Source organism: Cryobacterium melibiosiphilum (assembly GCF_003602235.1).
Classification (GTDB): Bacteria; Actinomycetota; Actinomycetes; order Actinomycetales; family Microbacteriaceae; genus Cryobacterium; species Cryobacterium melibiosiphilum.
The window spans coordinates 18,728-43,943 of the sequence record NZ_QZVS01000089.1 but is presented as its reverse complement, the minus strand read 5'-3'; the positions used below and the strand labels follow the sequence as shown (position 1 = coordinate 43,943).

The window sequence follows — 25,216 nt, the reverse complement described above, 5'->3', positions numbered from 1 at the left end:
TTACGCCCAGCTCTGTTTCAGCAGGCTAGTGCCGGGTGAGCTCGGCCTCGAGGCGTTCGACCTTGGCGGTGATCTCCCCCGTGAAACCCGGGCGGATGTCGGCCTTCAGCACGAGGGAGACGCGGGAACCGAACGGGGCCACGGCATCCGTCGCCGCCTTCACGACGGCCATGACCTCGTCCCATTCGCCCTCGATTTCGGTGAACATGGAGCCGGTGTGGTTGGGCAGGCCGGATTCCCGCACGACGCGCACGGCAGCCGCGACCGCATCGTGCACCGAGCCGTCGGCGCGGCCCGTACCGCTGGGAGCGACGGAAAAAGCTACAAGCATCATGTTCTCCAATTTCTCGTGGACCCGCCGATGACGGATGCCGCCGGCGGCCCGTTCTGCGCGGCACTGCCAGCGTACGTCCAGAGCCGGTGCAGGGCCCAGCCGAGCAGCACGACCTCGAGCAGGTTGCGCACGGTGAGCACCGTCACGAGCAGTGGATCGGCCGCGAGCAGCGTGTCGTAGAAGAACGGATAGACGACCTGGGTGAGGCCGGCGATAGCGAGTCCCAGCGCGGCCGGCAGCCGCCAGGCCCGCGTCTCGAGCACGAGGCCGAGGATGAAGGGCGCGGCCAGCCAGCTGGTGAACTGGGGGGATCCCACCTTGTTGGCCAGCACCAGCACGAGCACGAGGGCGAGCACGAGGGTCGGGAACAATCGCGTCCAGTCCACGCCACGGCGCTGCGCGCGCACCCCGATGAGCAGTACGCCCGAGGCCGCGAGCGCGAGCAGCGGGGTCATCAGGGCTGCGGCCACGGTCGTTCCCGGCCACGTGATCTGGTACGTGAGAATGTCGAAGTCGTAGTAGATCGTGATTCCCGGGATCCCCGCCGCGGCCTGCCACATCCACAGCCCGGCTACCGGGGACTCGATCTGGATGCCCCGCCCGGTCTGCTCGCCGATGAAGCTCAGCACGTGCGGCGGGCTGCCGAGTGCCAGGCTCAGCCCGACGGCCACTGCCGCGATGACAGCGCTCGTGACGAGCGCGACGCGAAAGACGCAGGCTCGATGAGCGCTGGCGACCAGCAGCGCGGCGATCACCGCGGCCGGCCAGACCTTGACCCAGGTCGCGACGGTCAGCAGGATCGTCGCCCACACCGGTCGGGTGCTCACCCAGAGCAAGCCCACGATCGCCAGCGGTACCGTGATGGCGTCGATGCGTCCTACCGCGATCGGACCGAGCAGCAGCAGAAAGCCGAGCCACCACCAGGCGGCTCCCTCGACGCGACGGTCGGGCGCCCGCCGTGCGTGGTGCAACAGCACCGCGAACGCACCGGCATTGCCGAGCGTGACGAGGCCGAGCCAGGTCGCCACGTACGCGTTGTCGCCGAATGCCAGGGCCCCGAGGATGGGCACTGCCGCCAGCACGGGGTAGACGAAATCAGTCGTGATCGCGGGCAGCCCGCCGCCGGACGATGCGGCCTGCGCCCAGCCGAGGTAGACGGCTCGCACGTCGCCGAGCGGCCCGTTCGGGCCGGTCAGCGCGAGCACGATCAACACGGCGTGCACGAGCACGAACGCGCTGCTGAGCACGGTCGCGCGCCGAAGGGTCAGCACGGGCCCCCGGCGCCCGAGAGCAGCGCGGCGATGGTGGCCGGCACCGCGTCGGCCACGTCGAGGGCGACGATCGGGCCGCCGGCGGATGCCCGCCGGGCGGCTTCGGCGTGCAGCCACGCGGCAGTGGCAGCCACAGCGGCGAGTGCGGGCAGGGCGTCCCCCGCGTGCAGCGCCGCGGCATCCGTCTGCAGCCGGTCGCTGTGGGTGGCCAGGAGCGCGCCGAGGATGCCGCCGAGCACATCGCCGGCGCCGGCCGTGGCGAGCCAGGACGGTGAATCGGAGACGGTGAACCGGGCGCCGGCCGGGTGCGCGATATAGGTCACCGACCCTTTCAGCAGCACGGTTACGCCGAGCAGTTCGGCGGCGCGGCCCGCCCACTCCCCCGGGGCCCGTGCGATCGTGGCGGGGGTGACGGATGTGCCCGCTCGCGCCAGCAGGCTGGCAAGCTCACGAAAGTGCGGCGTGATGACGGTGGGCCCGGTGGACCGCCGGGCATAGTCGAGGGCGCCCGCGTCACACACGACGGGGACCCCGGAGGCTGCGGCCGACAGGAGGGTGGCCGCGGCCTCAGCGTCCAGCGCGTCGCCGTTCATGCCGGAGCCGAGCAGCCACGCCTGCACCCGGCCCGGGCCGACGACCACTTCGGGTCGGCGGGCCAGCACGAGCTGTGCGGCCGCGGCCGGGCCGACGTAGCGGATCATGCCCACGCCCGTGCGGGCGGCCGCCTGTACCCCGAGCACGGCCGCCCCGGGGTATTCGGGCGACCCCGTGCAGATTCCGAGCACACCGCGGGAGTACTTGTCGTCGGCGGGCCCGGGAACGGCGATCCACGCCCGCGCCTGCGCGGCCGACCATTCCTGCCACGTCGACGGATTCACCATGAAATCTACGATAGAGCGAATCGTGCGCGTCGGGCTGCCCGACCACGTCAGTCGCGGCGGGTGGCGTCCTGCACTTCGCCGACGAGTTCCTCGATGATGTCCTCGAGAAAGAGCACCCCGGTCGTCTCGCCCTGCGCGGTGAAGGACCGTGCCAGGTGCGCCCCCGAGCGCCGCATCGTGGCCAGGGCATCTTCCAGGTCGGTGTCTTCGAAGATCGACACCAGCTGGCGGATGCGTTTGGCCGGGATCGGCTGCCAGAATGCTCCGGTCTTGGTGCCCGGAGCGGACGGGGAGTCCGTGTCGAGGTCGATGATGTCCTTGAGGTGCACAAAACCGGTCGGGTCGCCGCTCGGATCGACGACCACGTAACGGGAGAAACCGTAGCGGGTCACGGCCCGCTCGACGTCTTCGGGGGTCGCGTTGTCCGGCAGGCTGATCAGTTTGTCGCGGGCCACGACCACGTCGCGCACCTTGCGGGTGGTGAACTCGAAGGTCGCGTTGAGGGCACCGGTGCCGTCGGCCAGGATGCCCTCCCGGGTGGACTGCGTGACGATGGTGGCGACCTCGTCGAGAGTGTAGGCGCTCGTCGCCTCATTTTTGGGCTGCACCCCGAACAACCGCAGCACGCCGTTCGCGGTCGCGTTCAGGGCGACGATGACCGGCCGGAAGACCTGTCCGACGAAGACCAACGGTGGGGCGAGCAGCAGCACGGCTCGGTCGGGGATCGAGAACGACAGGTTTTTCGGCACCATCTCGCCGAAGACGACGTGGAGGTATGACACGACGAGCAGCGCCACGATGAAGGCGATGGTGCCGATGTACTCTTCCGGAATCCCGGTGAGGGCCAGCGGCCCCTCCAACAGGTGGTGGATTGCCGGCTCGGAGACGTTCAGGATCAGCAGGGAACACACGGTGATGCCCAGCTGCGTCGTCGCGAGCATCTGGGTGGCGTGTTCCATCGCCCAGAGCGCCGTCTTGGCACTCCGCTTGCCCGCTTCGGCGAGCGGCTCGATCTGCGACCGCCGCGCGGAGATCACCGCGAATTCCGCTCCGACGAAAAAGGCGTTCGCCGCGAGCAATACGACCAGCCAGGCCAATCCTGCCCAGTCGCTCATCGGGTTGTCACCTCATTCTTGTTAATACTGCGGTTCTTCTTCGGCGGTTCGGCAACCACAACCGGGATGGGCGCCGGCGTGTACCGCAGCCGGTCGACGCGCCGGCCTTCGAGTCGTTCGACGGTCAGCTCACCACCGGTCAGGGTCACGCTGTCACCGACGACGGGAAGCCGCCCGAGCAGACTCATCATGAACCCGGCCACGGTCTCGTACGGGCCATCCTCGGGAACCACCAGCCCGGTACGTTCGAGCAGTTCGTCGGGGCGCAGCAGGCCGGGAAAAGCGATCGAGTCGGTCGATCGCACGACGCCCGCGCGCGCCCGGTCGTGCTCGTCGGCGACCTCACCGACCAGTTCTTCCACGAGGTCTTCGAGGGTCGCGACACCCGCCGTGCCCCCGTATTCATCGACGACGATCGCCATCTGGTAGCCGCGACCGCGCAGCTCGCTGAGCAGCCCGTCGAGTTTCATGGTTTCAGGCACTCGCAGCGGCTCGGTCTGAAGCGCCGACACCGGTACATCGAGGCGGCGATGCCGGGGCACCGCGACGGCCTGCTTGACGTGCACGACGCCGACCACGTCGTCCATGCTCTCGTCGATCACGGGGAACCGGGAATAGCCGGTCGCCCGGGTGAGCTCGATGACCGCCTGGGCGGAGTCGGTTCGCTGCACGCTCGCCACGCGTGGGCGCGGGGTCATCACGTCGGACGCGTCGTGGCCCGAGAACAGCAGCGTACGGTGCAGCAGCGTCGCCGTGTCCTTCTCGAGCAGCCCGGCGCTGGCGGAACGTCGCACGAGCGACGACAGTTCCTCGGCCGTGCGAGCGCCGGAGAGTTCCTCTTTCGGCTCGATTCCGATGGCGCGGAGCAGCCCGTTGGCGCTGCCGTTGAGCAGCAGCACGGCGGGCTTGAACACCGTCGTGAAAACCGTCTGGAACGGGATGACGAGCTGGGCGGTCTGGATCGGCAGCGCGAGGGCGAAGTTCTTCGGAACGAGCTCCCCCACGATCATCGACAGCAGGGTGGCGACCACGATCGCGACCGTCGTGGCGACCACCGGCACGGTCCCCTCCGGCAAGCCCACGGCCGTCAGCGGAGTGAAGAGCAGGGTACTGATCGCCGGTTCCATCGCGTAGCCCGTGAGCAGAGTCGTGAGCGTGATGCCCAGCTGCGCGCTCGACAGATGGGTCGAGGTGATCTTGAGGGCAGCGATGGTCATGCCCAGACGCGTTTCGCCCCGGTCACGGCGAGCTTCGAGGTCGGAGCGATCGAGGTTGACGAGCGCGAATTCGCTCGCCACGAAGAGTCCGGTGCCGACGGTGAGCAACAGGCCGAAGCCGAGCATCAACCACTCAGTCATGTCGTCCGAAACCGCGGCGTCCGAATCGGCGAGAGGGGCAGGAAAAGAGGAGGGCCGGGGCCGTGGGGGGGTCGTCCATTATTCCTCCCACTATACCGCTTCACCAGCACCCCCATTAGGGTGTGGTCACCAGGAAACCGGCAGCGCCTTGCCCTCCTCGTAACCGGCAGCCGACTGGATGCCGACGAGTGCCTTGGTATGGAACTCCTCGACGGTGCTCGCCCCGGCATAGGTGAACGAGCTGCGCACCCCCGACGTGATCATGTCGAGCAGGTCTTCGACGGATGGCCGCAGCGGGTCGAGATAGATCTTCGAGCTCGAAATCCCCTCGGCAAACAGCGTCTTGCGAGCGAGCTCATAGGGGTCGAGGCGCTCGAACCGTTCCTGCACGGCCTTGGTCGATGCCATGCCCCAGCTTTCCTTGTACAGCGCGCCCGAGGCATCCGAATTCAGAGTTCCCGGCGCTTCGACGGTGCCGGCAAACCAGGAACCGATCATCACCGCGCTGGCACCGGCGGCCAGGGCGAGGGCGACGTCGCGCGGATATCGCACGCCGCCGTCGGCCCAGACATGGGCGCCGAGCTCGTGAGCCGTCGTCGCGGTCTCGAGCACGGCCGAGAACTGCGGGCGCCCGACCGCCGTCATCATGCGGGTGGTGCACATGGCACCGGGCCCGACGCCGACCTTCACGATCGTCGCGCCCGCACCCACGAGGTCGCGCACGGCATCGGCGGTCACGACGTTACCGGCCACGATCGGCAGGCCGAGGTTCAGGTCGGCGACAATGCCGATCGCGCGCAGCATTCCGCTCTGGTGGCCGTGGGCGGTATCGATGACGAGCACGTCGACGCCGGCCGCGGCGAACGCCCGGGCCTTCGCCGCGACATCCCCGTTGATGCCGATCGCGGCGGCGACGCGCAGTCGACCGTGCGCGTCGACGGCGCTCTGGTAGAGCGTCGAGCGCAGGGCGCTCTTGCGGCTGAGGGTGCCCACGACCGCGCCGTGGTGCAGCACCGGCGCAAAATCCAGGTCTGCGGCGGTCATCACGTCGAAGGCCCGGCGCGGCCCGTCGATGTCGTCGGCGTCCAGGGACGGCAGGGCGCCGTGCAGCAGGTCACCGAGCAGGGCGTCGGGCAGGGCGCTGCGAAGCCTCGAGGCGACGATGCAGCCGAGGTAGTCACCGTGAGAATCGTGAATGACGATGCCCTGGCCGTCGACGGCCGGAACCTGGCGCAGAGCCATCTCGACGGTGTCCTCGGGTCCGAAGCTGAACGGGGTGTCGAAGCTCACGGACTGGGCTTTCACCCAGCGGATGGCCGCATCCAGGTCCTGCAGGTGCATATCCTGCGGCAACACGCCGAGTCCGCCGCGACGGGCGAGACTGGCGGCCAGGCGCGGGCCGGTCACCGAGTTCATGTTCGAGGAGACGATGGGGATGCTGCCGCCGCTGCCGTCCTGGGGAGCCAGCGACACGTCGAGACGACTGTGCACGTCGGATTGCCCGGGGACCAGAAAAACGTCGGAGTACGTCAGATCGTGGCTGGGGATTGTTCCATAGAACCGCATACAAATAAAGCTAGCGCCCCACGCGGGTGCCCGCAGCCGCTTCGGATGGGATTAGGCTGGTCGTGCAGAACTGACCCGGCCGTCTGAACGCTCGGGCATCCAAAATCAACGCAGAGAGTGGGTGATCGGTAGGTGTCAAGCCAGGTAACCGGTGGAACCTCCGACGAAACGACGTCGGGTGAATTCGGTGCAAACGAGTGGCTCGTAGATGAGTTGTACGAAAGGTACCTCGTCGATAAGAACTCGGTTGACGAATCGTGGTGGCCGGTGCTCGAGAGCTACCACCAGACCGCGTCGTCGCCAGCTGCTCCGGCAGCCGCCCCCGCGGCCCCCGTCGCGCCGGCTCCCGCAGCAGCAGCTCCCGCAGCGCCCGTCGCCGCAGCGCCTGTCTCGGCCCCGGCCCCGGACGGCCAGCCGACGGCGCGCACCACGTCGATCGCGGCCAAGCCCAAGCCCGTTCCGGCCGATGCCCCGATCACCAAGCCGCAGGCAGTGGTCGCCGACGCGACCGCTCCGGTGCGTGAAGACGTCGTCTCGCCGCTGCGCGGCATGGCCAAGTCGCTCGCCACCAATATGGCCGCGAGCCTCACCGTGCCGACCGCGACGAGCGTGCGCACCATTCCGGCGAAGCTGCTGATCGACAACCGCATCGTCATCAACAACCACCTCAAGCGTGCGCGCGGCGGCAAGGTCAGCTTCACACACCTCATCGGTTGGGCGTTGATTCGGGCCTTGAAGATGTTCCCGAGCCAGAACGTCTACTACGACGAGGTCAACGGCAAGCCGTCCGTGATCGCTCCCGCCCACATCGGCATGGGTCTGGCCATCGACATGCCCAAGCCCGACGGCAGCCGTGCGCTGCTCGTGCCGGCCATCAAGCGTGCCGACACGATGACCTTCGGCGAGTTCCTCGCCGCCTACGAAGACCTCGTCGCCCGGGCCCGCCAGAACAAGCTCACCGCCGACGACTTCGCCGGTGCGACCCTGTCGCTGACCAACCCGGGCGGCATCGGCACCGTGCATTCCGTGCCGCGCCTGATGAAGGGCCAGGGCTGCATCATCGGCGCCGGCGCCCTCGACTATCCGGCGGAGTTCCAGGGTGCGAGCATCAAGACCCTCACCGGCCTGGCGATCTCGAAGACCATCACGCTCACCAGCACCTATGACCACCGCGTCATCCAGGGCGCCGGTTCGGGCGAGTTCCTCAAGATCGTGCACGAGCTGCTGATCGGCCAGCACAACTTCTACGAGGAGATCTTCTCCGCGCTGCGCATCCCGTACGACCCGATCCACTGGGCGCCGGACATCAGCGTCGACCTCGCGAGCGCCGTCGACAAGACCGCCCGCGTGCAGGAACTCATCAACTCGTTCCGCGTGCGCGGCCACCTGATGGCCGACATCGACCCGCTCGAATACATGCAGCGCAGCCACCCCGACCTCGACATCGCGACCCACGGCCTCACCTTCTGGGACCTCGATCGCTCGTTCGTGACCGGCGGCTTCGGAAACCAGCGTCAGATGCTGCTCCGCGACATCCTCGGCGTGCTGCGTGACTCGTATTGCCGCACCACGGGCATCGAGTACATGCACATCCAGGACCCGGCCCAGCGCAAGTGGGTGCAGGAGAAGATGGAGAAGGCGTACGTCAAGCCGACCCATCACGAGCAGATGCGCATCCTCGGCAAGCTCAATGAGGCCGAGGCCTTCGAGACCTTCCTGCAGACCAAGTACGTGGGCCAGAAGCGCTTCAGCCTCGAGGGCGGTGAGTCCACGATTCCGCTGCTCGATTCCATCCTGCAGAGTTCAGCGGATGCCGGCCTCGACGAGGTCGCCATCGGCATGGCCCACCGTGGTCGCCTGAACGTGCTCACCAACATCGCCGGCAAGACCTACGGACAGATCTTCCGCGAGTTCGAAGGAACGCAGGACCCGCGCACGCAGCACGGCTCCGGCGACGTGAAGTACCACCTCGGTACCATGGGCACCTTCCGTGGCGAGGGCGGCGTGGAGATCCCGGTCTCGCTGGCCGCGAACCCCTCGCACCTCGAGGCCGGCGACGGCGTGCTCGAGGGCATCGTGCGCGCCAAGCAGGACCGCAAGCCGATCGGCACCTTCTCGACGCTGCCGATCCTCATCCACGGCGACGCGGCCATGGCCGGCCAGGGTGTTGTGCTCGAAACCCTGCAAATGTCCCAGCTGCGCGGCTACCGTACCGGCGGCACGATCCACATTGTGGTGAACAACCAACTCGGTTTCACGACCCTGCCCGGTGACGCCCGCACCTCGATCTACTCGACCGACGTGGCCAAGACGATCCAGGCGCCGATCTTCCACGTCAACGGGGATGACCCCGAAGCCGTGGTTCGGGCCGCGGAGCTCGCGTTCGAGTATCGCCAGGAGTTCAAGAAGGATGTCGTCGTCGACCTCATCTGCTACCGTCGCCGCGGCCACAACGAGGGCGACGACCCCTCGATGACGCAGCCGTTGATGTACAACCTGATCGAAGCCAAACGCTCCGTTCGCAAGTTGTACACCGAAGCGCTCGTCGGACGTGGCGACATCACGGAAGAAGAGTACGAGGCTGCCCACCGCGACTTCCAGGACCGCCTGGAACGCGCGTTCATGGAGACGCACGCCGCGCAGACCGCGTCGATCCCAATCATCACCGCCGAGGTCGCCGCGGCGGCCAAGGCGGATGCCGAGGCGAAGGCCCGCGAGGATTCCGCCGGCGAACCGGCATCCACCGGAGTGCCGGAGTCGGTGATCCACCTCATCGGTGACGCCTTCAACAACAAGCCCGCCGGCTTCACGGTGCACAACAAGCTGCAGCAGCTGTTGCAGAAGCGCCTCGACATGAGCCGCAACGGCAACATCGACTGGAGCTTCGGTGAGCTGCTCGCCCTCGGCTCGCTGCTCGTGGAGGGCACCCCGGTGCGCTTCGCCGGCCAGGACGCCCGCCGCGGCACCTTCGTGCAGCGCCACGCTGTGCTGCACGACCGGGTCAACGGCCAGGAATGGCTGCCGCTCGCGAACCTGAAAGACAACCAGGCCAGGTTCTGGATCTACGACTCGCTGCTCAGCGAGTACGCGGCCATGGGCTTCGAGTACGGCTACTCGGTGGAACGTGCCGACGCCCTCGTGCTCTGGGAGGCCCAGTTCGGTGACTTCGCCAACGGTGCCCAGACGATCATCGACCAGTTCGTGTCGAGCGCCGAGCAGAAGTGGGGGCAGCGGTCATCCGTCGTCCTGCTGCTGCCGCACGGGTATGAGGGTCAGGGACCCGACCACTCGTCCGCTCGAATCGAGCGGTTCCTGCAGCTCTGTGCCGAAGAAAACATGACCGTGGCACGGCCGTCGACCCCGGCGTCGTACTTCCACCTGTTGCGTCGCCAGGCCTACATGCGCCCCCGCCGTCCGCTCATCGTCTTCACCCCGAAGTCGATGCTGCGCCTGCGTGGAGCGACGAGCTCCGTCGCCGACCTGACCAGCGGCAAGTTCGAGCCGGTCATCGACGATGCTCGCATCCAGGACAAGGCCGCCGTGAAGCGGGTGCTGTTCCACTCGGGCAAGCTCTACTACGATCTGCTCAACGATCTCGAGAAGAACCCGAACCCCGAGATCGCGCTCGTGCGCGTCGAGCAGTTCTACCCTCTTCCCGCCGCCGAGCTCAAGGCCGTGGCCGAGCAGTACCCGAACGCCGAACTGGCGTGGGTGCAGGACGAACCGGAGAACCAGGGCGCGTGGCCCTTCTTCTACCTGGAGACCAACAAGCTGGGCCCGCGCCCGGTGCGCCTGTTCTCCCGTGCCGCGTCGGCCTCCCCGGCCGCCGGGTCGGCCAAGCGTCACGCAACGGAGCAGGCCGAGTTGATGCGTAACGCACTGACCCTGTAACAGCACGCCCGCACCATCCGACCCGTGGGCCGGGGTTGTCGACACGTCGACGCCCCCGGCCCACGGGTTTCTTTGTACGATGATCGAATCCGACAGTCCGACGAATTCGACCGCCCATCTGGTTCGAGGCCATCTGATTCGACAGGCCATCTTTCGACGCACCATCTGAGGAGGATCTCGATGCCCACCCCCGACGCATTCACTCCCGGCGAACCGTGCTGGGTCGACCTCATGAGTTCCGACGTCGACCGTTCGAAGGCCTTCTACAGCGCTCTCTTCGGCTGGACCGCCACGGAGTCCGGTGAGGAATACGGCAACTACATCACCTTCTGGAAGGGTGACGCACAGGTCGCCGGCCTGGCCCGGCAGCTGCCGGACTCGACCTTTCCGGACGTCTGGACCACCTACCTCGCCGTCGACGACGTCGACGGCGCCGCGGCATCCGCCCGAGCCGCCGGCGCGCAGATCCTCATGGAGCCGATGACCGTAGGCGATCAGGGGCGCATGGCCATGATCCTCGACCCGACCGGTGCCGCAATCGGCCTCTGGGAATCCGCCGAGCACGCCGGTTTCGAGGTCAACAACGAGCATGGCTCGCCGGTCTGGCACGAGCTCAACACCCGCGACTACGACGCGGCGCTCGCGTTCTACCGGACCGTCTTCGGGTGGAACCTCACGCCCCTGAGCGACACGATGGAGTTTCGCTACAGCACCTTCGGCGAGGAAGGCACCATGGTCGGCGGTGTCTACGACGCACACGCGACCCTCCCCGAGGGCGTTCCGTCACACTGGCAGCTCTACCTCGGGGTAGCGGATGTCCCGGCGGCGGCGGCACGGGTCGTCGAGCTGGGCGGCCGCATCCTGCGCGAACCCTGGGACTCGGAGTTCGGCGTTTTCGCCCAGGTCGCCGACCCCACCGGTGCGATGTTCCAGCTCGGTGGTGTCGCCACCGAGACCGCGTCGGACCCGACCGCGGCCGGCTCCGCGAGCTCAGACACGGAGTAGCCGCCCCGCCATGCCCGCGGCGCCACACGGGTGCTGCGCCACTGCGCGGTAGTTTCGCCGCCGCGCACAAGCCAGCCCGGAACATCCGCGTGCCGAACGCGGGAGTTGCGCCGCTACGCGGTGGTTGCGCCACCGGGCCAGCGAGCCATTCGAGAGTTGCGCGGGTGTTGCGCCAGCCCGGGGGCGCGACCCGCGGCATCCGCTACCGGCGCAGTCTCTGTGCGGGGAGTCTGGGCGCTAGTGGGCAGACTGCAGCGCGCGCAGGCGGGCGAGCACCTGGTCGCGCAGGTCTTCGGGGGCGGTCTCCTTGCAGGCACGCTGCACCGCTTCGGTCAACGTGCGCCCAACGAGGTGTTCCGAGGCGCAATCTTCACACCCCGCGAGGTGCGCCTGGATGTCGGCGGCATCCGCGCCGCACAGTTCGTGGTGCAGGTACTCTTCGAGTTCGGCTTGTGCTTTGGTGCATCCGCAATCGGTCATGGTTTTGAGCTCCCAGTATTGTTCGGGACAGCCCCAGTGGCGCTCGGGACAGTGTCGTTCTGGCTCGCTGACCGGCCGAGTCCGCGCTCCTGCGCGTATCCGGCCAGCAGGTCGCGAAGGAGCCGACGGCCTCGGTGCAGGCGGCTCATCACGGTGCCAATGGGTGTTTTCATGATTTCAGCGATCTCCTGGTAGGAGAAGCCCTCGACGTCGGCAAAATACACGGCGAGGCGGAAATCTTCGGGAATCGACTGCAGGGCGTCTTTCACGGCGCTGTCGGGCAGGTGGTCGATCGCTTCGGCCTCGGCGGACCGGCCCGACATTGCGGTCGTCGATTCGGCGCCGCCCATCTGCCAGTCTTCAAGGTCGTCGATCGTGCCCTGATACGGCTCGCGCTGCTTCTTGCGGTACTGGTTGATGAAGGTATTCGTGAGGATCCGGTACAGCCACGCTTTGAGGTTGGTGCCCTGTTCGAACTGCGCGAACGCGGCGAACGCCTTGACGAAGGTCTCCTGCACGAGGTCCTGCGCGTCGGACGGGTTGCGCGTCATACGCATTGCCGCGGCATAGAGTTGGTCGATGAACGGCATCGCCTGCTCTTCGAACAGGTCGCGGGTCAGCGTCGCTGCGGCTTCGGGTGTTGTCCGGGGCACGCTCGACTGCTCGGGAACCGGTGTATCTGTTGTCATTACCGGCAATTCTAAGCCGCGAATGCTGATATCGCGCGAACGGATGCCGCGAGGCGCCGCCGAGCTGGGTCGTTCTAAGACTGCAGTTGCCACGACGACACCTCCTCCAGATCAAATCTTTCCGACTATTCTGATAACCGATGTTGATCTCGAGATATTCCAAGCCGGAGTTCGATCCTTACGGCGACAATGTGCCGCTCGAAGCGGATGCCTGGTGGCCGGCTCCCACGGCCTCCGGTCCCGTGGCGTGCACGGTTTCCCTCCCGGGCTCGAAATCGCTGACGAACCGTGAGCTCGTGCTCTCCGCCCTCGCCGCCGAACCGTCGCTGTTGCGCGCACCGCTGCACTCGCGGGATAGCGACCTGATGGTCGACGCCCTGCGGCAGATGGGCACCACGATCGAGCAGGTGGAAGGCGATGGAGCCTTCGGAGCCGACCTGAAGGTCACCCCCGGGGAACTCCTCGGCTCCACGACAGTCGATTGCGGCCTTGCCGGCACAGTGATGCGTTTTCTTCCCCCGCTCGCCGCCCTGGCCCTCGGCCCCACGACTTTCGACGGCGATGCGGCCGCCCGCCGCCGCCCGATGGCGACCATGATCACCGCTCTGCGCGATCTCGGTGCCGACATCAACGACGACGGCCGCCGCGCCCTGCCCTTCACCGTGCACGGCCGCGGCGCCGTCACCGGCGGCGACGTCACGATCGACGCCGGCGCCTCGAGCCAGTTCGTCTCCGGGCTGCTGCTGGCCGCCGCGCGGTTCGACGAGGGGCTGCACCTCACCCACTCCGGGGAGCGTCTGCCGAGCCTGCCGCACATCGAGATGACCATCGCCACCCTTGCCGCCCGCGGCGTCACGGTCACCAGTCCCGCCGTCGGAGAGTGGGTTGTGCAGCCCGGCCCGATCCGTGGCGCCGACGTCGACATCGAACCAGACCTGTCCAACGCGGCCCCGTTCCTCGCCGCAGCCCTCGTGGCCGGCGGCAGCGTCACCATCGCCGGTTGGCCGGCGAGCACGACCCAGGTCGGCGCCGACCTCGCCACCCTGCTGCCCCTGTTCGGCGCACACGTGACCCTTGAAGGCGATCGCCTCACGGTCACCGGGGGCGACGGCATCCATGGTGTTGAGCTCGACCTGTCGACCGGCGGCGAGCTCGCACCGACGCTCGTGGCCCTCGCCGCCCTCGCCGATTCGCCGAGCACGATCACCGGCATCGGCCACCTGCGCCACCACGAATCGAACCGCCTCGAAGCCCTCGCCACCGAGATCAACCGCCTCGGCGGCAACGTCACGGAGCTGCCCGACGGCCTGCACATCGTGCCGCAACCGCTCACCGGCGGCGAATGGAAGAGCTACGACGACCACCGGATGGCCACGGCCGGCGCACTCATCGGCCTCGCGGTTCCCGGGGTGCTCGTGGAGAACATTGCGACCACGGCCAAGACGCTCCCCCAGTTTCCGGAGCTGTGGCACGCCCTGTTGCCGGAGGCCACCCTCTAGATGCCGGGCCGAAACACTCCGGCCGGGGACTCGGGCGACCAGGCCGAAGCCTGGTGGGCGACGCCCGACGAGGACGAACCGCAGTACGACGAGTCCGACGTGCGCGTGCGCCCCGGGCGCAAGGGCACGAAGCCTCGGTCCAAGACCCGGCCGCAGCACGAGAACGCCGTGACCGGGCGCATCCTCACGGTGGACCGCGGCCGCTACACCGTACTGCTCGACGAGAACCTTCCGACCGAGCACCGGGTGACCGTTGCACGCGCGAGCGAGCTGCGCAAGAAGGCCGTCGTCAACGGCGACCAGGTCGACATCGTGGGCAACACCAGCGGCGACGAGGGCACCCTCGCTCGCATCGTACGCATCGTCGAGCGCCGCACCCTGCTGCGTCGCAGCGCCGACGACACAGACGCCGTCGAGCGGGTGATCGTGGCCAACGCCGACCAGATGCTCATCGTCGTCGCCGCGGCCAACCCGGAGCCTCGCATCCGCCTCGTCGACCGCTACCTGGTCGCCGCCTATGACGCCGGGGTCTCCCCCATCCTCTGCATCACCAAGACCGACCTCGCCGACCCGGCGGAGTTTCTCAGCAACTTCGCCGGCCTCGACCTGCCGGTGTTCCGCAGCCGTGAGGACCATATCCCGCTCGAGGAGATCAGTGCGGCCCTGGTCGGTCACGACACCGTCTTCGTCGGCCACTCGGGGGTCGGCAAGTCGACCCTCGTGAACGCGCTCGTTCCCGGCACCAACCGGGCCATCGGCGTCGTGAACACCGTCACCGGGCGCGGGCGCCACACCTCGTCGTCGACGGTGTCGCTGCGCCTCGAAACGGATGCCGGCCGCGGCTGGGTCATCGATACCCCCGGCGTGCGCTCCTTCGGTCTGGGGCACATCAACACTGACAACATTCTCAAAGCTTTCACCGACCTCGCCACGATCGCCGAGCGCTGCCCGCGCGGCTGCACGCACCTGCCGGATTCACCGGACTGCGCGATCATCGAGGCGGTCGAGGCCGGAGAACTCGGCGAGGTCGGTCAGGTGCGACTGGATTCCCTGCAGCGTCTGCTCGCCACGTTCGCGCCGGCCCGCTGATCGACGTGTTTCGTTGGCCTGGGCGGCTTCTGGCACGCCTCGCAGCCCTGCTCGCGCTGGCCGTCGCGCTCTCCGGCTGCAGTTTGCTGGCCCCGACTTCGCCCGATTCCGTGACCACGGCTGTGGACGACGCCGTCGAGGCGATCCGCGCGACCGCCGGCGTGACCTCGGCGACGGCGCAGATCACACCGCTCGAGGCCTCGGCGTTTTCCGCCCTGAACGACTTCTGGACCGCGTCCATCGAGGTGAAGATCGAAGCGGATGCCGCCGACTTCGCTCCGCTGGCGGAGACGGTCGCGGGCCACGTCGCATCCGCTCGAGAAAGCGTGGACGCAACGGCAATCGTGCGCCTGCCGGCCGCCGGCACTGGCGCCGACATCGTGCTCGCCCTCCACGCGGGCGAGGCCGTGGGGATGACGACCCGCGAGATGGCCCGCGCGACGGCCCAGACAAGGGCCGGGGAGCTGGCCGATGCCGCCCTCACGCTGCGGCAGGTTGAGCATGCCACGCGGGTCACCGTGGCGGACGGCGCGACACCGACGACCCTCACAGTGGAGTCGCCGGACGCACTGGGCTCCGTGATCGCCGAGCTGCGAACCCTCCCACAGTTCGCAACCGGCGCGCTGTCGGCCGTGACCGTGACGGCGAGGGCGCCCTCGGGCGCCACGAGCAGCGTGACGACGACGGCCGCGTCGCCGTCACCGGGACTGTCATCGCTGCTGAGCGAGTTGGCCACTCGGACCGACGTCGACGATCTGACGTACTCCGGCCAACGTTCCCCCGAAGCGCCCGGCGCGGCGTCGACGTGGCGGCCCTCGCTGCGGGTCCTGGCACAAACGCCCCAGAGCGCACAGGCGATCACCGAGCTCCTCACGGACTTCGAGACCGCGCAGCCGGCGGGGTCGGGCGTGCCGCGGGCATCGTTCACGGTGCTGGCCCCGACGAACGGGAGCGACTACGAACGAGACGGCTTCATCGGGTTGGCGTTGGGCTCGCCGACGCCTGACGACTACGTCGACGCCCCACAGCCTGAAGCGACGGATGCTGCCCCCGACGACCCCGAAGCCGACGCCCGCGCCCGCGACGCGGCCGATCAGCAGCTGCAGGCAGACGTGGTGCGGGTGACCGAGCTGCTCGCCGACGCGGGCGACACGGCAGGCATCCGCGGCGTGCCTACGGTGGCGATCACGGCCTGCGAATCCGAGCCGGGCGAGCATGTGCGCGGTTCCGTCGTGCTGCCGATCTTCGAGATCACCGACAGTCCGATGGCCCCCGCCGACGCCCTCATCCGGTCGTGGACCGACCTGGGGTTCGTGGCGACCGACCGGGCGATGGGTACCGACAGGTATACCCAGCAGGATGAATCGGATTCCCTGCGCTGGCTCACCTTCCGCGGCACCGCCGATGGCCTCTCCCTCGGCGCTGAATCGGTGTGCATCGCCTCCGATGGCTGAGTCCGGGTAGAGCTGACCGACTCCGGCCCGGGCTGAGCGCTCGCTTCGAGAGCGGCTACCGTGGAGTCATGACGGATTCAACACGCCTTTCGGCCGGCGACACGGCCCCCCAGTTCACGCTGACCGACCAGGACGGGGCATCCGTCTCGCTGGCCGACTTTGCCGGCCAGAAGGTCGTGGTGTACTTCTACCCGGCCGCCATGACCCCCGGCTGCACGACGCAGGCCTGCGACTTTCGCGACAACCTCGGTTCGCTCGCCTCGGCCGGCTACCAGGTCCTCGGGCTGTCGAAGGACACCCCCGCCAAACTCAAGCAATTCCAGGAGCACGACGCCGTCAACTTTCCGCTGCTCAGTGATACCGCTCTCGACGTGCACCACGCCTACGGCACCTGGGGCGAGAAGAACCTCTACGGCAAGATCGTGACCGGGGTGCTGCGCTCGACCTTCGTCATCGACGAGGCCGGCATCGTGCAGCTCGCCCTGTACAACGTGAAGGCGACCGGCCACGTGGCCAGCCTGCGCAAGAAGCTCGGCATCGACGCCTGAGGCACGATTCGGCGGCGCGCGGCCGCTGTTGAGGCCCTGGGGGCCTGCAGGCCCGGTCTGGCGTCAGGCCCGGTCGTCAGCGTCGTCGGGGTACAGCGCCTCCGGGGTTGTCTCGGCGACCACGGCGCGGGTGAACAGCAGCACGATCACGACGAGCGACGGGGCGAGGAGTCCCCAGCCGACGTCGGGACGGGCGTAGATACCTTGGAACGCACCGATGGCGACCATGATCTGCACGAGCTGCCAGGTGAGCGCACCGCCGCGGGTCCAGGACCGGCGCCGCGGCAGGTTGACCGCGATGAGGCTGACCCACACCGCCGCGAGCGCGGAGAGCCCGAGCAGGGCGAAGGCCCCGCCGAGGGACGTCGGGGTTTCGGTGAGCAGCTCCACGACGAGCCATGCCGTCACACCCCACAGCAGCAGCGCTTCGAGCGCCAGAATGACGGTGAGCACGCGCAGGCCGAACGCTCGTCGCGGTTCCGGTGCCGCGGATCCGACCTCCGGAGGCCGGGGTGACTGGCTGTTCACAGAGAAATCCCATACAAAACTATTGATTTGATTCTTCTATTATGGGACTATATTCATAGCCCGGTTGACGCTCACAGAGACGTAAGCAGATCACCAGCACAGCCACTACACCACACAAACTCTGATCCAGAGACAAACTCTGGCCCACAGACCCTGTGTCGTTGCAGTGGCTTCTTCGTGCGCCGATCCTCACGGTTTTCCTCCGACCGGGCTCACCCCGCAACTCTGGCCATTCGGCCGTGCACCCCCCGCAATAAAGGAGCAATTCAATGGACTGGCGCGACAAAGCAGCCTGCTTGACCGCAGACCCCGAGCTCTTCTTCCCGGTCGGCAACACCGGTCCCGCTGTGGACCAGATCGAAAAGGCAAAGTCCGTCTGCGCCCGCTGCAACGTCACCGAGGTGTGCCTGCAGTACGCCCTCGAAACCGGTCAGGACTCCGGAGTCTGGGGTGGCCTCAGCGAAGACGAGCGCCGCGCCCTCAAGCGCCGCGCCGCCCGCGCCCGCCGCGCCTCCTAGCACCGCCCCGCAGCCCCGCGCTGCGCCCACTCAACCAGTCGAAACCACCCCACGGGGCGGTGCCGGCTGGTTTTTTGGTACCCGGGCGCGGCATCCGTCGACCAACTACCCCGACCGAGCATGCGCGCCGGCACCTGCCATGCAGCGCCCAGCCGACCCCGAGGCCACTGGCGCACCTACCGCGTAGCGGCGCAGCACCCGCGCAAAGGCACAGCACCCGCGCAGCGGGCCCGGAACAAGCCTCGAAACCGCCCCCCACATCGAGCGCGGGTAGTGCGCCGCTGCGCGGGTGGCACGCACGCCTACCGCGCAACGGCGCAGCACCCGCGCAGCACCCAGCCGACCCTCGAGGCAGCGGATGCGGCGCGCCCGGGTTTCCGGGTGACCTCGGGATGGGCAGGAACCACCCCAAGCCCGCTCGTCGCGCGGTTACCCTTCCTGCATGAAGCGCAGCGGAATCTCGATCGTGACCTCGGTGCCGCTGCCCATCATGGTGTGCCAGTCGATGGTGCCGCCGAGTTCGCCCTGGATCAGGGTGCGCACGATCTGGGTGCCGAGGCCCGAACCGACCTTTCCCTCGGGCAGGCCGGCGCCGGTATCCCGCACCAGCACGGTCAGGGTCTCGCTGCTGCGGTGTGCCTCGATGGACACCTCGCCCTCACGGCCGGCGAGGCCGTGCTCGACGGCATTCGTGACGAGTTCGGTGAGCACGAGCGCGAGCGGGGTCGCATAGGCGCTCGGCAGGGTTCCGAAGCTGCCCGAGGACTTCGGGTGCACGGTCGTGTTGTGGGCGGAGGCAACCTCGACCGTGAGCAACAGCACCCGTTCGAAGACGGCGTCGAAGTCGACGATCTGGCTGAGGCCCTCAGACAGGGTGTCGTGCACCACGGCAATGGCCGCCACCCGCCGCATGGCCTGGGTGAGGGCCTCGCGGGCGGTGTCGGAGTGGGTGCGGCGAGCCTGGATGCGCAGCAGCGAGGCGACCGTCTGCAGGTTGTTCTTGACCCGGTGGTGGATCTCGCGGATGGTCGCGTCCTTGGTGATGAGTTCGCGTTCCTGGTGCCGCAGTTCGGTCACGTCGCGGGAGAGCACGATCGCTCCGGTGCGCTGCCCGCGGTTGCGGATCGGAATCGCGCGCAGCGACACGGTCACCCCGCGAGCTTCGATGTCCGTGCGCCAGGGCGCCCGGCCGGTGACGACGAGCGGCAGCGACTCGTCGACAACGGCCATTCCGGTCAGCAGGCCGGTCGTCACCTCGGCGAGGGACTCACCCTCGAGCTCATCGGCGAAGCCCATGCGGTTGAACGCGGACAGGGCGTTGGGGCTCGCGAAGGTCGTGATGCCGTCGGCGTCGAGACGGATGAGCCCGTCGGAGGCACGGGGCGCGCCGCGGCGCGGGCCGGTCGGGGCGCCGAGGTCGGGAAAGTCCCCCGACGCGATCATGTCGAACAGGTCGTTCGCGCAGTCGTTGAAGGTGATTTCCTGACGACTGGGGGTGCGCGCCTCACTCAGGTTCGTGTGCCGGGTCAGCACGGCAACGGGAACCTCGGCGACCTGCGCTCCGGCCGAGCTCAGGCGGCGCAGCACGGGAATCGCACGCACCCGGGTCGGGGTCTCCTCGTACCAGTCGGGTGCAGTGGTGTCGACGATCTTGGCCGTCTCGAAGGCTTCGGTGACCTGTTGGCGCCACTCGACCTTGATGTTCTGGCCGACGAAGTCGCGGTAGAACAGCGTGGCGGCACTCGACGGGCGCGCGTGCGCCACGGCGACGAAGCTGCCGCTTTCGTTCGGCACCCACACGACGATGTCGGCGAAGGCGAGGTCGGCGAGCAGCTGGCCGTCGGCGACGAGCATGTGCAGCCAGTCGACGTCTTCGGCGGTGCTGCGGCCCTGGGCTAGTACGAGATCACTGAGAGTCGACACACTCAGTAGCCTACGGGCGCGCGGGGCGGGTGGCGACCGCGGGGCACGCGGATCGGGCTCGTCAGACGTGGTCGCTGCCCTCGTGCACGAGGTCGGCGATCATCCGCTTCACCGCGTTGAACTCCGACGACGACGGGTCGCGATTGTCCCCGAGGTTCACCGGCACGATCTGACGGATGTGGCCGGGAACGCCGTGCGCGGCTCCCCCGGTCATCACCACGACCCGGTCGGCCAGGTAAACGGCCTCCTCGATGCTGTGCGTCACGAAGAGCACGGTCGCGGCATTGGCCCGATGGATGCGACGCAGTTCGGCCTGCAAATCGGTGCGGGTGAGCGCATCGAGCGCGCCGAAAGGTTCGTCCATGAGCAGCACGGCGGGGTTGTTGGCGAGCACCCGGGCGATCGCGACCCGCTGCTGCATCCCGCCCGAGAGCTGGCCGGGGAACTTCCCGGCCGAGCGCGTCAGCCCGACGAGGGCCAGAAACTCGTCGGCCGTCTCGCGTGCTGCCCGGCGAGAGACGCCGTGCTGCCGGGGGCCGTAGGCGACATTTTCCCGCACGGTCAGCCAGGGAAAGAGGCCGTAGTCCTGAAAGACCACGCCTCGGTCAGAGCCGGGGCCAGTGACCGGGGTGCCGCCCACGAGTACAGAGCCGGTGCTGGGTTTCTCGAAGCCCGCGAGGATGCGCAGGAGCGTGCTCTTGCCGCATCCGCTCGCCCCCACGACCGCCACGAATTCACCCGAGGCCACGTCGAGTGTGACGTCGCTCATCGCCAGCACCTCGTGCCCCGGCAGGCCGTAGCTCTTGGCCAGGCCGTTGATGCGGATGTCGGCCTGCCGTTCGGTGCGGGTCAGGGTCGCGGCGGTGGGGATGCTCACGTCAGGCTCCTTTCGGTTCGTCATGAATGCGGTCCGGCTCACGCCGGGGTCCCGTCAACACCGGGGTCACTTCATCAGGGGGCGGCCACGGAACACGATCTGGAACAGCCAGACGAGCAGGCGATCGGACAGATATCCGGCCAGGCCGATGCAGATCATGCCGACCACGATGAGGTCGGTGCGCACGATGTCGCGGGCGAGGCTGATCGTGGCGCCGAGTCCGACCCGCACGCCGACCGTCTCCCCGAGCACGAGCACAACCCAGGCGAGTCCGAGTCCGATGCGCAGCCCGTTGATGATCGCGGGAGCGGATGCGGGAACCACCACCTGGTAGAGGATCCGCAGCGGGCTACTCCCCAGCATTTGGGCGCCCTCGATCAGGCGTGGCGGCACCTGGCGGGCACCGCTGATTGTGCCGAGCACGATCGGGAAGAAGGCGGAGAGGGTGATCAGGAAGATCGTGGCCTGGTCGCCGATGCCGATCAGCAGCGCGACGAGCGGCACCCACGCCGTTGCCGGGATCGGACGCAGCAGGTTGATCAGCGCGTCGAAGAGCGAGTTGACGACATAGAACCGGCCCATGAAGATGCCCAGCGGGATCGCCAGCACCGCGGCGAGCGCGAAGCCGGCCGCGACCCGGCCGACACTCGCCGCGAGGTTGACCCACAGTTCCCCGCTGAAGGCGTCGTTGCGCAGGCCACCAAAGGCGAAGTCCCAGAGGCTCACCGCAACGTCGGCCGGGTAGGGCAGAAACCCCATCCGTATGCCGAAGACCAGCTCCCACTGGTAGGTGACGCCGAAGTGCCAGAGCACGACGACGAGCACCGGCACCGGGATCCCGAGCAGGATCGTGCGGGCCAGACCCTGGCCCGGCGCGCGCGTGCGTGTCGACATGCAGTCTTACGCGGCCGGAACGGCGTCGATGAAGGTGGTGTCGACGAGGTCGGCCACGGTCGGCGCTGATTCGATCAGGCCGAGGCCGAGCATTTCGGTGGCGAGCACCTCGAGCTGGTCCTGGTACTCGACCGGCAGGTCCGCGCGCATCCAGAAGTTGTCGAGGGCCGACTCGAGCACGGCCTGGTCGCCGCCGAAGGTGTTCACCATCTCGGTGAGCCACTCGGTCTGGTTCGCGACCATGTAGTCGATCGTTTCGCTGTGGGTGTCGACGACGCTCTGCACGAGGTCGGGATCGGAGTCGATCAGGTCCTGCGTTGTCACGAGGCCGATGTTGACCTTGCCGACCGGGGTGTCGTAGACGTCGGCGAGTTCGTGGCCGCCGTTCTGCACGGCGATGGATGCCCCGATCTCAACCCCGAAAAAGGCATCGACATCACCGGTGGCGAAGGCGCTGGCCATGTCCGGCACCGGAACGACCACGAGGTCGAGAGTCTCGGGGTCGATGCCGGCGTCGGCCAGGATCAGCCGCATCACGACCTCCTGCGCGCTGCCCTGGATGTAGCCGACGGTCTTGCCGACGAGGTCGTCGAGGGTCTCGATGGTGTCGTTGCCGATGAAGCCGCTGCCGCCGTCGGCGGCCGCGGCCACGATTGTGAGCTCGCGACCCTGGGCGATCGACGAGATCGTCGGGGTCACCCCGGTGATGGCGAAGTCGACCGCACCGCTGATCAGGGCGTCGTTCAGGGCGGGGGTGGTGTCGAGCGTGACGACCTCGTAGGTCACGCCGTCGGCCGCGAAGTCCTCGTAGAGGAAGGGCTGGTAGAAGTGCGGCTGGCCGCGCAGCGTGCCGATGGTGACCGTGGTGTTCTCGTTGGCGGTGTCGGTTGCCGTGGCGGCGCATCCGCTCAGAGCTACGACCGTGAGGGCGACAAGGGAGGATGCGATCAGCAGGCGACTACGAAGCGGATTCATATCCGCAGTATCGGGCAGCCCGCGGGGCCGTGTCAAAACGGTAGTTAGCCGGGTTAGCGATTATGTCGATTGGGTTTCGCCCCGATGTCACCCATGTTGCCCGAATGTTTCGGGGCGGTCACGATCAGGTCACAACGGGCCGCTGGCGTCCACCTGCGCCGCGGGCGAGCCGCCAGGGCGCCGCTTGTTAAGATCGTGCGGCATTCGCGCGAGCCGTGAGGACACGCCGCCAGCCCAGCGAACGCGTGCGGGCCACCGGGGCCGTCTGGTTCACCGCGCGCAACAGTTCGGCCTGCACAAAACGACGGATGCTCGCCCGCGCCGGCGACTTCGGCGCGGCATCGCGCAGGGTGCGACCCGTGAGTACCGCGGCATCCGTGCCCGCCTGGTCGTGCGGTACCAGCACGGGATCGTCGATGGCTCCGAAACGCCGCAGGGCGGCCAACACCTGACCGTGCGGATTCAGCCCGATTGCGCTGGCCCGCACCCGATTCATGATCACGCTCACCTGGCCGTCACCGACGACCTCGGCCAGATCCACCCAGGCGCGCAGGAACCGGGCCAGGCCGACCGGGTCGGCCAGCCCACACGCGACAACATGATCCGCCGCCTTCAACGCGGTGAGGGTCGCCGCATTGCGCCGCGGAGCGAACAGGTCGCTGGAGATCTCTTCGTCGCTTTCCAGGTTGAAGCCGACGTCGATGACGGTGTAATCGGCGAAGTGGCGCAGGGAATCGATGGTGCGCGTCACTCGTTCAGCCGACAGCTCGGGCCACCGCGACGGCCGCCCGATGCCGGTCAGTACCCAGAACGCGCCGCGCGGAGAGTTGTACCGCTGGGCGATGCGTTCCAGTTCCGCGGGGGTCAGGCTGTCCGAGCCCGCCAGCCGGCACGCGGCGGCGAAGCCGGGGGCTTCGTCGAGCATGCCGAGGCTCGGCGCGACCGAGCCGCTGTAGGTGTCCGCGTCGGCGAGCACCACGGTGTGCCCGGCCGCGGCGATCTCGGCGGCGATGTTGATCGCGAGCGTCGTGCGTCCGGGGGCACCGGTCGGCCCCCAAACGGCGATCACTCTTCCGGGTGCGGCGATCGAGCGCTGGGGCCCGCCCACCCGCGGCGGCACAACCACTCCCGCCCGCAAGACGGCCTCGATCTGCGGCCAGGCCGTGCTCTCGTCGAGCACCTCGTAGAGGCCGAGGGCCGCCGCGTGACGACGGTCCTGGGCGCCCGAAGCCAGGGCGAGCACACGGATGCCTCGCTCGTCACAGGCGGCGATCAGCTCGGCGGTGAGCAGCATGCGGCGTGCCCGCACGATCACGATTTGCGGCCTGATCGGGTCATCGGCCCGGTGGAACGCGTCGAGCAAAGCCTGCGCGGTATCCGCCCGGGCGAGCACCGTGTGGCCATACTCGACGATGTCGGCCAGCAGTCGGTCTTCGGTGCGGCGGTCGAGGGCCAGGGCGAGGGTCGCCACGGTCACTCGCCCCCGGGGATCGTGGCGTCGACGTCGGTATTGACGGCCACGATCGACACTGCGTCATCGTTCGCGATCGCTTCCAGCACGGTCGACACCGCGCTCTTGGGCACCAGGATTTCGACCATCGGGGTCTGCGTCGACGTCAGCATGCCGGTATTTTCGACGAGGCGCACCACGGTGGCACCGGGCACGAGGATACCGGGCGGTGCGAATCGCGCGTTGTCCTCCTGCGGGGCCGCCCAGACGTCGACGACGGATCCCGCGGTGACCGACTCCGAGAGCAGGCCGCGCAGGGTGACCACGAGGCTGGTGAGGAGTTCCCCCTCGACGGCGCCGACGGCGGATGCTGGCACGAGCTCGCCTTCGACTACCGTGCGGGTCACGAGCACGCCCTCCGCCGGCAGCTGGTCGGGAGTCAGATAGAGGTCGGCCGCGCTGTCGAGCCGAACGTCGAGGAGCACGAGGTCGGCGGCGTGGAGGCGATCGCCCACGATCAGGGCGCTTCCGGCCGCGTAGACCGTCGTGGTGCGTTCAGCACGCACGACCACTGCGGATACCCCGGCCACGGAGGCGACGACAAGAACCAGCCCGACGGCGAAGCGCGGGTCGACCCAGAATCGCTTGCGTGTGCTGTTGCCCGGTCTCGTCATGCCGCCACCTCGCCCGTGTAGTCGTGCAACCCGTATCGTTTCGTTTGTATTGGTTCGTCCGTGCTGGTTCGTCCGTGTTGGTTCGTCCGCGAAGGCACGGCGGATGTCGTCGGTACATAATGGCGGTGAACGGGGCGCCATGGGGAAGTTATCCACAGGCAATCTTTGAGACTGGCCGAAACAGACCGATCGACGCA

22 protein-coding genes are annotated in these 25,216 nt (G+C 68.2%); 7 read left to right on the top strand and 15 right to left on the bottom strand.

The features are described 5' to 3' along the window. Positions 1-25: 25 nt before the first annotated feature. The 6 genes from D6T64_RS14240 to guaB1 all read right to left on the bottom strand — a co-directional run bounded on the left by D6T64_RS14240 (position 26) and on the right by guaB1 (position 6,525). Positions 26-331 carry a thiamine-binding protein gene (locus D6T64_RS14240; RefSeq protein WP_119975424.1) on the bottom strand — a complete coding sequence of 102 codons (306 nt, stop codon included), beginning with the start codon at positions 329-331 and terminating at the stop codon, positions 26-28. Continuing rightward, entirely contained in the window at positions 331-1,605 is a 1,275-nt protein-coding gene (locus D6T64_RS14235) for a glycosyltransferase 87 family protein (RefSeq protein WP_233551179.1), read from the bottom strand. Before D6T64_RS14235 ends, D6T64_RS14240 begins: the two co-directional genes overlap by 1 nt. Then, positions 1,599-2,486 carry an ADP-dependent NAD(P)H-hydrate dehydratase gene (locus tag D6T64_RS14230; protein ID WP_119975344.1) on the bottom strand — a complete coding sequence of 296 codons (888 nt, stop codon included), beginning with the start codon at positions 2,484-2,486 and terminating at the stop codon, positions 1,599-1,601. The genes D6T64_RS14235 and D6T64_RS14230 overlap by 7 nt, the downstream gene beginning before the upstream one ends. 47 nt (positions 2,487-2,533) lie before the next feature. After that, positions 2,534-3,601 (bottom strand): hemolysin family protein, encoded by a 1,068-nt coding sequence (locus D6T64_RS14225; protein ID WP_119975343.1) that lies wholly within the window; start codon positions 3,599-3,601, stop codon positions 2,534-2,536. Continuing rightward, positions 3,598-4,959, bottom strand: coding sequence for a hemolysin family protein (locus D6T64_RS14220; RefSeq protein ID WP_119975342.1), 1,362 nt, complete (start codon positions 4,957-4,959; stop codon positions 3,598-3,600). The genes D6T64_RS14225 and D6T64_RS14220 overlap by 4 nt, the downstream gene beginning before the upstream one ends. 126 nt (positions 4,960-5,085) lie before the next feature. Next, positions 5,086-6,525: a GMP reductase gene (gene guaB1 / locus D6T64_RS14215; protein WP_119975341.1), complete on the bottom strand. Its 1,440-nt coding sequence runs from the start codon at positions 6,523-6,525 to the stop codon at positions 5,086-5,088. Between the two features lie 132 nt (positions 6,526-6,657). Here guaB1 and D6T64_RS14210 point away from each other — a divergent pair, with 132 nt between their 5' ends. Beyond that, positions 6,658-10,416, top strand: coding sequence for a multifunctional oxoglutarate decarboxylase/oxoglutarate dehydrogenase thiamine pyrophosphate-binding subunit/dihydrolipoyllysine-residue succinyltransferase subunit (locus D6T64_RS14210; protein ID WP_119975340.1), 3,759 nt, complete (start codon positions 6,658-6,660; stop codon positions 10,414-10,416). Positions 10,417-10,596: 180 nt separating this feature from the next. After that, the gene (locus D6T64_RS14205) at positions 10,597-11,421 is read left to right on the top strand and encodes a VOC family protein (RefSeq protein WP_119975339.1); all 825 of its coding nucleotides are present in this window, start codon (positions 10,597-10,599) and stop codon (positions 11,419-11,421) included. A gap of 237 nt (positions 11,422-11,658) precedes the next feature. Here D6T64_RS14205 and D6T64_RS14200 read toward each other — a convergent pair whose 3' ends face one another. Both D6T64_RS14200 and D6T64_RS14195 read right to left on the bottom strand, forming a co-directional pair. After that, entirely contained in the window at positions 11,659-11,901 is a 243-nt protein-coding gene (locus D6T64_RS14200) for a zf-HC2 domain-containing protein (protein ID WP_119975338.1), read from the bottom strand. Further along, entirely contained in the window at positions 11,898-12,590 is a 693-nt protein-coding gene (locus tag D6T64_RS14195) for a sigma-70 family RNA polymerase sigma factor (protein WP_119975337.1), read from the bottom strand. Before D6T64_RS14195 ends, D6T64_RS14200 begins: the two co-directional genes overlap by 4 nt. Positions 12,591-12,730: 140 nt before the next feature. On the opposite strand from D6T64_RS14195, the gene aroA reads away from it, so the two are divergent. The 4 genes from aroA (at position 12,731) to bcp (ending at position 17,180) form a co-directional block, all read left to right on the top strand. Continuing rightward, on the top strand, positions 12,731-14,089 hold the full coding sequence (aroA, locus tag D6T64_RS14190; RefSeq protein WP_119975336.1) for a 3-phosphoshikimate 1-carboxyvinyltransferase: 1,359 nt from the start codon (positions 12,731-12,733) through the stop codon (positions 14,087-14,089). After that, a complete protein-coding gene (gene rsgA / locus D6T64_RS14185; RefSeq protein ID WP_119975335.1) occupies positions 14,090-15,178 on the top strand; it encodes a ribosome small subunit-dependent GTPase A in 1,089 nt (362 codons plus the stop codon). Between the two features lie 110 nt (positions 15,179-15,288). Then, positions 15,289-16,632 carry a hypothetical protein gene (locus tag D6T64_RS14180; RefSeq protein ID WP_147364578.1) on the top strand — a complete coding sequence of 448 codons (1,344 nt, stop codon included), beginning with the start codon at positions 15,289-15,291 and terminating at the stop codon, positions 16,630-16,632. 68 nt (positions 16,633-16,700) lie between these two features. Then, positions 16,701-17,180: a thioredoxin-dependent thiol peroxidase gene (gene bcp, locus D6T64_RS14175; RefSeq protein WP_119975333.1), complete on the top strand. Its 480-nt coding sequence runs from the start codon at positions 16,701-16,703 to the stop codon at positions 17,178-17,180. 63 nt (positions 17,181-17,243) lie between these two features. Here the strand turns inward: bcp and D6T64_RS14170 are convergent, their stop codons facing one another. Then, positions 17,244-17,708 (bottom strand): hypothetical protein, encoded by a 465-nt coding sequence (locus D6T64_RS14170; protein WP_233551178.1) that lies wholly within the window; start codon positions 17,706-17,708, stop codon positions 17,244-17,246. Between the two features lie 269 nt (positions 17,709-17,977). Between D6T64_RS14170 and D6T64_RS14165 the strand changes: the two genes are divergently transcribed. Then, the gene (locus D6T64_RS14165) at positions 17,978-18,226 is read left to right on the top strand and encodes a WhiB family transcriptional regulator (protein ID WP_035837005.1); all 249 of its coding nucleotides are present in this window, start codon (positions 17,978-17,980) and stop codon (positions 18,224-18,226) included. Positions 18,227-18,655: 429 nt separating this feature from the next. Here D6T64_RS14165 and D6T64_RS14160 read toward each other — a convergent pair whose 3' ends face one another. The 6 genes from D6T64_RS14160 to D6T64_RS14135 form a co-directional block, all read right to left on the bottom strand. Beyond that, positions 18,656-20,149, bottom strand: coding sequence for a sensor histidine kinase (locus tag D6T64_RS14160; RefSeq protein ID WP_119975332.1), 1,494 nt, complete (start codon positions 20,147-20,149; stop codon positions 18,656-18,658). 61 nt (positions 20,150-20,210) lie between these two features. Continuing rightward, complete coding sequence (locus tag D6T64_RS14155) at positions 20,211-21,026, bottom strand: ABC transporter ATP-binding protein (protein WP_233551177.1); 816 nt, start codon at positions 21,024-21,026, stop codon at positions 20,211-20,213. Between the two features lie 66 nt (positions 21,027-21,092). Further along, positions 21,093-21,920: an ABC transporter permease gene (locus D6T64_RS14150; RefSeq protein WP_119975331.1), complete on the bottom strand. Its 828-nt coding sequence runs from the start codon at positions 21,918-21,920 to the stop codon at positions 21,093-21,095. Between the two features lie 6 nt (positions 21,921-21,926). Further along, a complete protein-coding gene (locus D6T64_RS14145; RefSeq protein WP_119975330.1) occupies positions 21,927-22,895 on the bottom strand; it encodes an ABC transporter substrate-binding protein in 969 nt (322 codons plus the stop codon). A gap of 187 nt (positions 22,896-23,082) precedes the next feature. Beyond that, positions 23,083-24,372, bottom strand: a complete 1,290-nt coding sequence (locus tag D6T64_RS14140) for an AAA family ATPase (protein ID WP_199719171.1) — start codon at positions 24,370-24,372, stop codon at positions 23,083-23,085. Then, complete coding sequence (locus D6T64_RS14135) at positions 24,369-25,019, bottom strand: hypothetical protein (RefSeq protein WP_119975329.1); 651 nt, start codon at positions 25,017-25,019, stop codon at positions 24,369-24,371. Before D6T64_RS14135 ends, D6T64_RS14140 begins: the two co-directional genes overlap by 4 nt. Between the last annotated feature and the right edge of the window lie 197 nt (positions 25,020-25,216).